The organism is Nocardia sp. A7 (assembly GCF_046549215.1).
Classification (GTDB): Bacteria; Actinomycetota; Actinomycetes; order Mycobacteriales; family Mycobacteriaceae; genus Nocardia.
In genome coordinates this window covers 1-8,836 of sequence record NZ_JAJPWE010000013.1, presented here as the reverse complement: position 1 = coordinate 8,836, position 8,836 = coordinate 1, and the positions used below count along the sequence as shown (strand labels likewise).

Annotated in this window: 6 protein-coding genes; 5 read left to right on the top strand and 1 reads right to left on the bottom strand. The window is 65.0% G+C overall.

The features are described 5' to 3' along the window. Window positions 1-63 precede the first annotated feature (63 nt). From ACLJPD_RS33100 to ACLJPD_RS33085, 4 genes are all read left to right on the top strand, one after another. Window positions 64-867, top strand: a complete 804-nt coding sequence (locus tag ACLJPD_RS33100) for an SAM-dependent methyltransferase (protein WP_410877464.1) — start codon at window positions 64-66, stop codon at window positions 865-867. Between the two features lie 123 nt (window positions 868-990). Then, a complete protein-coding gene (locus ACLJPD_RS33095; RefSeq protein ID WP_410877463.1) occupies window positions 991-2,370 on the top strand; it encodes a UDP-N-acetylmuramoyl-tripeptide--D-alanyl-D-alanine ligase in 1,380 nt (459 codons plus the stop codon). A 19-nt stretch (window positions 2,371-2,389) separates the two neighbouring features. After that, window positions 2,390-3,253, top strand: coding sequence for a phosphotransferase enzyme family protein (locus tag ACLJPD_RS33090; RefSeq protein WP_410877461.1), 864 nt, complete (start codon window positions 2,390-2,392; stop codon window positions 3,251-3,253). A 77-nt stretch (window positions 3,254-3,330) separates the two neighbouring features. After that, window positions 3,331-3,540, top strand: a complete 210-nt coding sequence (locus ACLJPD_RS33085; protein ID WP_410877460.1) for a hypothetical protein — start codon at window positions 3,331-3,333, stop codon at window positions 3,538-3,540. Window positions 3,541-3,559: 19 nt separating this feature from the next. On the opposite strand, the gene ACLJPD_RS33080 is transcribed toward ACLJPD_RS33085, so the two are convergent. Further along, complete coding sequence (locus ACLJPD_RS33080) at window positions 3,560-3,778, bottom strand: hypothetical protein (protein WP_410877458.1); 219 nt, start codon at window positions 3,776-3,778, stop codon at window positions 3,560-3,562. Window positions 3,779-4,793: 1,015 nt separating this feature from the next. Here ACLJPD_RS33080 and ACLJPD_RS33075 point away from each other — a divergent pair. Continuing rightward, a complete protein-coding gene (locus ACLJPD_RS33075; RefSeq protein ID WP_410877456.1) occupies window positions 4,794-8,405 on the top strand; it encodes a hypothetical protein in 3,612 nt (1,203 codons plus the stop codon). The last annotated feature ends 431 nt before the right edge of the window (window positions 8,406-8,836 follow it).

Below are 8,836 nucleotides of genomic sequence, written 5' to 3'. Positions count from 1 at the left end.
AGTTCCCACTGGTTGTCCGTCAGAACCTGGTGCCGATCACCGACAGTCTCCGCCACGGCGAACATGATGCCCGACCCGACGATCTATCGGGCGAGAACCGGCAACTCGATTGGGAGACACGGCCTAGCCGAGTGCCTGGCGAGTAGCACCCTCAGGCCCGCGATCACCGAATCCCGTCGCTTCACCCGACGCGCGGTCGAATACCTGTCCGACCATCACAGGGTGTCCCAGTTCGTTGAACTGGGGTGCGGTCTGCCCCACGGACCGAACATCCACGACATCGCCGAACAACGCAGCGACACCGCGCGGACGTTGTATGTCGACTCCGACATCGTCGCGGCTGCTCATGGTCGCGCGATGCTGCACGAACCGCCTACCCGGTTCTTCACCGACACCGACATCACCGACACCGACGCGATCCTGAGCGACATCACCACCGTGATGGACATGACGGCACCGGTCGCGGTGTGTGTGTCAGGCACCGCGGAATGGATTAGCGACGCACCCGCCGTGCTCGCGGCGTTGACCGACCGGTTCCCGGTCGGGACATGGATCGTGTTCACCCACATCACCGACGAGTTCTACCCCCACCACATCCAGGCCGCTACGGAAACGCTGCGCCGAGCAGGCATTCCGTATCACCCACGCGGTCGAGACGAGATCACGGCCATGCTCGCCGGGTACCAGTTCCTCGCGCCCGGTTTGATCGTCCCGCACCGGTGGCCACCCGCCCCCAGCCGCGACGACGACAACGGCGACGACGGCGACGACGGGGATGGTCGTCGGCTGTCGGCTACCGCACCGCGCCATCGCGCGGCGTGGGATCTGAGCGCCTACGCAGCGATCGGCCAACGATGCCGGACCTGAGCCGATCCCGGCGATCAGGCCGGACCGGCGGCGAGCATGATCGTGACGCACAAACGATCTCGGCCCGCACAGCGTTCAGTCCCAAACACCTAGCACCACAGTGAAATCGAAAGGTTGGAACACATGATCCCCATGACCCTCGCCGAGATCGGCCACGCTGTCAGTGGTCGGCTCGACACCGTCACCGACGACCAAGTCACCGTCACCGCACCGACCGCGTTCGACTCCCGCCAGGTCGAGGACGGTGGACTGTTCGCCGCGCTGGGCGGCAACCGTGTCGACGGCCACGACTTCGCTAGCGCCGCAATAGGAAAGGGTGCAGTCGCGGTCCTGGCCTCCCGGCCGACCGGCACCCCGGCGATCATCGTTGACAACGTGGTGACCGCGATGAGCGATCTGGCCCACGCCGTCGCCACCCGCTACACCGGCCGAGTTCTCGCGATCACCGGATCAGCGGGCAAAACCTCCACCAAGGATCTACTCACCCAGATCTTGGCCCGCCACGGCAGCGTCGTGGCCACCCAACGTTCGTTCAACAACGAGATCGGGTTCCCGCACACCGTGCTGAGAGTTCAGGCCGACACCGACTTCCTCGTGTTGGAAATGGGTGCGCGCGGGCGCGGCCACATCAGCCACCTCGCCGCCATCGCCCGCCCACAGATCGGCGCGGTCCTGGGGATCGGTTCCGCCCACATCGGTGAATTCGGCAGCCACGAAGCGATCGCGGTCGCCAAACGCGAACTCGTCGAAGCTCTCGATGCCACAGGTATCGCGGTCCTCAACGCAGATGACCCACTGGTGGACGCCATGGCTGATCACACCCGCGCCCAGGTCCTGCGATTCGGCACCGGTCCGAATGCCGATGTGCGTGCCACCGATCTCACCCTCGACACCAATGCCCGCGCACGGTTCACCCTGCGCCACGGTGACGGCGCCGCGCCGGTCACCCTCGGCGTGGTCGGTGAGCACCATCTGACCAACGCACTCGCCGCAGCTGCCCTGGCGTTGAGCGCCGGTGTCGAATTTGCCACTGTCGCTGAAGGTCTCAATGGCGCGGGGTTGGTGTCGGGCAGCCGGATGGAGGTCACCGAACGCCCCGACGGGGTCACCGTGATCAACGACGCGTTCAACGCATCGCCCGAAAGTGTCGAAGCCGCTTTGCGGTCGCTGGCCACGATCGCGGCCACCGTCCGGCCCACCGTCGCGGTGCTCGGAGAGATGCGCGAACTCGGCGACACCGCACCGGCCCTGCACGCAACGGTCGGGCGGCGCGTCGCCGATCTGGGCATCGACACCCTGATCACGGTCGGCGGCGATCACGCCGAACTCATGGCCACCGCCGCCCGCGACGCGGGCTCCGTACAGGTCACCCACGTCGAATCCAAAGACCAAGTGCTGGACCTACTCGCAGTAGGTTTGCGCGGTCGCGATGTCGTCCTTATCAAGGGTGCCAACTCCGCTGGTCTGTTCGAGACCGCCGCAGCACTCGCCACCGGTCATTGACCAGAAGAGACGAAACATCATGAGAAGCAAAGACATCGTGGCATTAGCCCGAGCGGCCTGCGCCCAGGCCCAGGTTCCCGCTGCCCGGATCGACCCGATCCGGTTGCGCGACAACGCCATGCTGCGCACCGACACCGCGACCATCATCCGCGTACACCAGCGCGGGGAACTCGCGACGGCGGTCCGGGAGCTGCGCGCAGCCGACTGGCTGCGCTCCCACCACGTTCGCGCACCCGAACCACTGGTACCCGATCCCGTCATGGTGGCTGGACGGCCTGTCACCTTCTGGGAAGACCTCGGATCAGGCGGCCCGGCCGGGGCCGCCGAAACCGGAGCGATGCTCGCCCGACTGCACACGCTGCGCGTGCCCAGCCACCTCGGGCTGCCCCGATTCACCCTGCCCGACTTCACCGACCGTATCGACCAATGCCTCACCGACGACACGGAAAAGGCGTGGCTACGTGGCTACGCCGAAAACCTCACGGCACGGTGGCACACGCTGGAGTGGCCGAGCCCGTGGTGTGTCATCCACGGCGACCCGTCCCCGGCCAACACCATGGCCGCACCCACCGGTGGTCACGTCGTGGACCTGGAACGCTGCTGCATAGGGCCCCCGCAATGGGACCAAGCCACCGTCGCCTTCCAATCCGACACCCTCTCAGACCCCCCGCAGCGATGGGAGCAGTTCGCCGACGCGTACGGCTCCGACATCACACAATGGGACGGCTACACGGCAATCCGCGACGTCCGATCCTTCGAGCTGTGCCTGTTCGCGCTACGCCACGCCGCTCTCTCCGACCACGCCCGCCACCAGGCCGACTACCGGCTGGCCTGCCTACATGGGCACCAGGGACAGCGGCCCTGGAGATGGGTTGCACCCTAAACGACCGCCGAAACGCGTACCTCATCTGCGAAGGCGCGATTGCTGCCCAACGAATATCCGATAATGCCGATTTCAGGATGGGTGGAGCTGTCCCTGGCCTGGCTTGTCGGGCGAGCTGGTCCGGCCCGGCATCCTCGGGGCTCTGGAGCGACCTCAGCACCGCGCGTCATGACCCCTGGGGCTACACCCACATCGACACTGTCCTGGACACACCGGTCCAGAACGACGGCCACCCTGACCAGATCGTTGTCGAGATCGCGAGATTCACCCGCAAGGTGAGCAACTGAGCCACGCCGGTCCATGGCGCTAACCCCGCGCTGTGCCAGCGCTACCCTCGAGCGTCACCCGCAGCCATGTAATGAGCGTGCGGATCAGTCGCAAGCTCCGATCCGTGCCGTCCGGCAGGAAGGGCAGCACCAGCAGTGCCGGAACGCTCGCCAGCACGATGATCAGCAGCGGCACCAGCGCCACCGTCACCAGGGCGAGACGCGGGGCGCCATGGAGTAGAGCCAGAAATGAAGTCATCGCAATCACCTTCGTTCGGGGCCGGGCCGCTTGCCGCCTCGGCCGTGGCTCAGTGATAGGGCCGGTAGCGGTTGTGCTGCCAGCGATCTCGGACGCCCGGACAGTACGACCCGCTACGCTGCCGGTGAGTTCGTGTCCGAGCTTGTCCGAGGGGTTTGTCCGACAGGGGGTTTGCACCATGGGAGACATCGGCGATCGCAGCCGGTGGTTCGCCGAACTCCGGGACTTGGAGACCGCGGCCCTGCGTGGACACGGCCGCAGCCGGGAGCGGGCCCGCAAGCACATCCCGAAGCAGACCGCCAGTGACTGGTTCAACCGTCGTGTTCCGGACGACTTCGACGACATCTGGCCGATGATCGAAACCTATCTCGCCTGGTCGAGTCGCATCGTGGATCGGGCGCACTGGACGAAGCTGCATTCGGCGGCGCGCCAGTCCGTCGACCGACCCGACGACAGTACCGGCCGATATGCGCGGGAATGGGCCAATCTGGTTACCCACCACCAGATTTGGTGCCACATACCCGCCGACCATTGGAGCGAGGACCTCAAAGTCAGAACCGCGGAACTGGCGCGGGCCCTCGCGACGCTGTACGCACGGGCCGAGACCACGATCGATGATCCGTGGCGGGACGAGCGCTTCCTGCACCGATATGCCCTGGCCGTCGAGTGCCTGGCCTCGTGGACGCAGGGCGAGAACACCGAGCAGCTCAGCCACGGCGAGGCCGTCCTACTGGTGCTCACACCGTTTCTCCATCAGGTGCAACTCGCCAGAACGACGGCCCGGCTCGCCGCTTCGATCTTGCCCACGGAAAGCCCCTCGGATTCGACCGCGCACGGCCACAACGACTTCGAGGGCTTCCTGCTCGACTATCAGTGGCTATTGCGCCGCGCTCGACAGGCGGCACTGCCCGACCGCAGATCCGCCCGGCGCGAGATCGACTGGTGGCTGCTGCATCGCTGGGTAGCCGAGCGTAAGCCGACCGAGTTCACCGAGATCCGTGAGCTGCTTGGCGAATTGCCGAAGCTGCACAATGATCTCGCGGAGATCCTGGAGCCGGAACGCCTCACGGCGCTGATCGGCTGCCTGTCCCTCGATATCAACCGATTGACTAGCGAGGGCGGTATGCGACTCAAGCCGCGTTCTTATCTCGGACTTGCCGGCCCGCGTGGAACGCAGCCGCTGCGGGAACGAATGGTGGGGTTGTTGCTGGTCACGGCGCGAACCCTGGCGTTGGACATCACACAGCTCTCCCAGGTCGTCGTCGACCACCTCGGTATTCCGCAGCCGGTGGACCTGGACGAGCTCCGCGCGACGCTGTGTCACGCCCGGTGGAAACTCGCTGGCTCCGGCCGCAAACCCGGTGGCTGCCAACTCGATGCCGACTGCGACCATCCGGCCGCACTGCACGCGGTCCGCTCACACGTCGGCACCGTCGATACACGGTTGAAGGCGATCCACCGGTTCCTCGTTGACAGCGCGGATCCGTCTCTCGACCTGCTGCGCGGTCTCCCCTCCTATGCGTCCGCGATCAAGGTGACGCCCGCCGTGGACTCCGATGGCCAGGCGAAGTTCCAGGATTGGAATGCCCGCTTCACTGTCGACGAGCGGCGCATCCAAGAACTCCTGATGGGAAACCAGCTGTACGGTTCGCCGGACCTGGCGATCCGCGAGATGTATCAGAACGCCCTGGACGCCTGCCGGTACCGGCGCGCCCGCGAAGAGTACTGCGCGCGGCAGACCGGGCAGCGCTCCACTTTCGAAGGCGAGATCCGTATCGAGCAGCGGATCGACGGAGACGGCCGGATGTACATCGAATGCCACGACAACGGCGTCGGCATGGGCGAGCCAGAGATCATGGGCGCGTTCTCCCGCGCGGGCATCAGCTTCACCGGCATGTCGGAGTTCGTGGAGGAGCGCGCCGAATGGGCGCGCGTCGGACTACAGATGTTCCCGAACAGCAGGTTCGGCATCGGTGTGCTCAGCTACTTCATGCTCGCCGACGAGATCCAGGTGACGACGAGCAGGTTGCCGCGCTCCGGAGGTCTGGCCGGTCAGTGGCTTCAGGTGACAGTTGTGGGGCCCGGGCATCTCTTTTACATCAAGCAGATCGATCCCCCGTCTGTCGGTCCGGGGACCAGGGTGCGTCTATATCTACGCTCCGATGCCCGGGCCATGTCAGCCGTCACCGCGCTGCGGCGGCTCCTCGGCATCGCCGAGTTCCGGACCACCGCGATCCACGACGATGGGGATCAGAGCGACGAGCAGGTCTGGCTACCACAGCAATTGAACGCGGGCGAGCACAGCTCACGCGACAGCGACGGTGTCAGCGCGCACGGCGGACTGTTTCACTGCACGCCGCAACCGACCGGGCAAGTTGTGTGGTGTGAACGAGGCGGAGGTCTCCTGGTCGACGGCATCAATGTCGGCACGGCGCAGCACACCGGCGTCCTGGCCAGCATCACGGGATCGATCGTGCCCGCGGGAGCCATCGTCAACCTCACCGGTGATGGGCAGATTCAGCTGTCGGTCGATCGGACCATGATTGTTCAGGATGTCGCCGAACGGGTAGCGGATCTGCTGACAGAGGCGGCGCGGGAGCTCGTGGAGAATCCACCTGCTTTCTTGAATCATCCGTGGATCTACAGCATTTCGGCGACCAGTCCCCGGGTTGCGGATATCCTCACCGACGCCGCAGCCGACGCGCGTAGCGCCTTGGCCATCGGCAATCGGCAACACGATACCCGGGTCACCGGAAGCTGGCCACCGGACGTCGACTTGCTAAAACTGACTGTCCGGGACTGGTGGCGGATCACGAAGGAGCTGGGCTACGAACCCAAGACGATCCATGGAAGGGCGCCGGACCACATCTTCTTGTGGCGGGTGCTGGCACACCGAACCGGATCCGCATGGCGGCTACTGTCCACCGCGTTTCCGGGGCTGTCCACCGCGCCCACCACCATGCCGGGCCGGCCGTCCGATGTTCTGATCATCACAGAACGCGAAAACCCGCGCTGGAGCTCGCCGGCGGGCCTCACGCAACCAGGGCATTATTTGCGGATTGCGCAGGTTTCGGGGCTGGAGCTCGCGCGCATCGTCGAACGAGCTGTCGCATTGCGGGTACTCGACGCCGCCTCGGCGCAGCGGATCGTCGACACCGCTCCCTCCGCAGCACACTCCGAAGTCCTGCGCCGGGACATCGAGCTGCTGCAGTTGGAGCCGGGATCCAGAGACGGCTGGTTGCCGATCGCGGAGCCGGTGTCGCTCGGCCACTTGTTGAATGCGATCAAGGAACTAGGTATCGACCTGCCACACGCCGCAGAACGCCTGGCGCGATATGGGTACCAGCTGAGCACACCGAGCAGCCTGCCCCGTCGAATCGACGAGCAGGACGAAATACTCCTCGAGCCCGTCGTAACCTCCTATCCACGCGATTCGAGGCATGACATTCCGGCTTCTCCCGGACGGATAGTCAAGTCGGCCGTTGATACCGGTCTCACGATCCCATCGGTTATCGAACGACTCCAGAAGTACGGAGTGACAGCGCCCGCCGAAATCCCGGACGACGCCGGACCTGGTGACTTAATACTCCTCAGCAGGTTTCTGGACGGTAGTCCCCCGTGGCTCGCCGTCGCCGACCCGATTCAGCCAGGCTTCATTTCAGCGGCTGCCCGGGAGATGAACATCGCCACCGCCGAGGTAGTCGCGAGACTGCGCGATTACGGATTCCAGCTCGCTGCAGGGACCGTCGTCGATGCGATCACCGAGTACGACGCCGAATTGCTCAGCGAGGGCGACGACACCAGGGGGCCATGGCTCGACGTCCGGGAAACCGTTCCGCCCGGACACATCTTGAGTGTTGCCGATCACCTAAACATTACTCCGTCGGAGGTGGCCGATCGGCTGGCCGATTACGGCTACCAGGTCGGTCCTCCGATTCCCGGCGATTGGGCGAGTTCCGATCTCGAAATCCTGGCCGACAGCATGGATGGCGGCTGGCTGCGGATCGAGGAGCCGATCCCGCTCGGCATTCTTTCCGAGTTCGCAGGGAAGGATCGACTCCCCTCTCTAATCAGAGTGGGCACGCGCCTGCACGAGTATGGATTCGAGGTGCCGAGGCATGGACGATTCGATGAACTGGACGAACGCATCATCCTGATCTACGAAGATTTCGATTCCGAAGAACTCGATTTCGGAAGCTGGTTCTACGACACAAACCGTGGCGCCGTCACCGTCCGTGAGGTCTTGCTAATCTCACATCGCGTAGGGCGATCCATTCCCGCGGTTGTCGACCGATTGACGGCCTACGGCCTGCAGATGCCGGAAGGCGTCGAGCTGGGGGAGCAGGTCGATCGAGATGATCTCGTGATGCTCGGGCAACGTCAGGACCGCATCGAGCACGATTGGCTGGACGAGAGCAAACCCGTTTCCCTGGCGCACCTCTGCGATGTCGCCAACCGCTTGGGACAGTCGCTCGAGCGCGTCGCGCGCCGCATGTCCGAGCTGGGCATACACATCCCCGCGCTCGACGATCTGGTCCTGCCCGCGCTCGAACTGGTTCCGTGGGTATCCTCGCCAGGCGACCTCCCAGCCCTGCTCCAGCGGGACACCGCGGCCGAGACGGCGTGAATCACAGTGCGGGAGTTGCGACTACACCGGAATCATGGTCGGTGAGAGGGTCGACAGCACCGTGTGTGATCGGGACGGATTGAACTCGCGTGCGGCCATCAACGGCCCGTTGACCTCGACGGGCGATAACCCGTAACTCGGGCCAGATCCAGTGCGTCGACACTGCCTCTAGACATCCTCTTCTGCCGCTGGGCGCGCGTTGGTCGGCCGTCCAGATCTGTTGGCCGACAGAGTCTGGAACGTCCGCTTCTGCCGATGAGCGAGTACTCAAACCGCATCGGAGGACCGAATACTGACGATCGCACCCGCTGCGCGCAGTGCAATCGCCAGAACCTCCATCTCGACCCTGGTTCCTTCGAGCCCCCTGCTACAGAGTTCCTCGGCCATCGCGCGGGCTTCGACGAGCGACAGCGCTCTGACCTTGCGAAGTG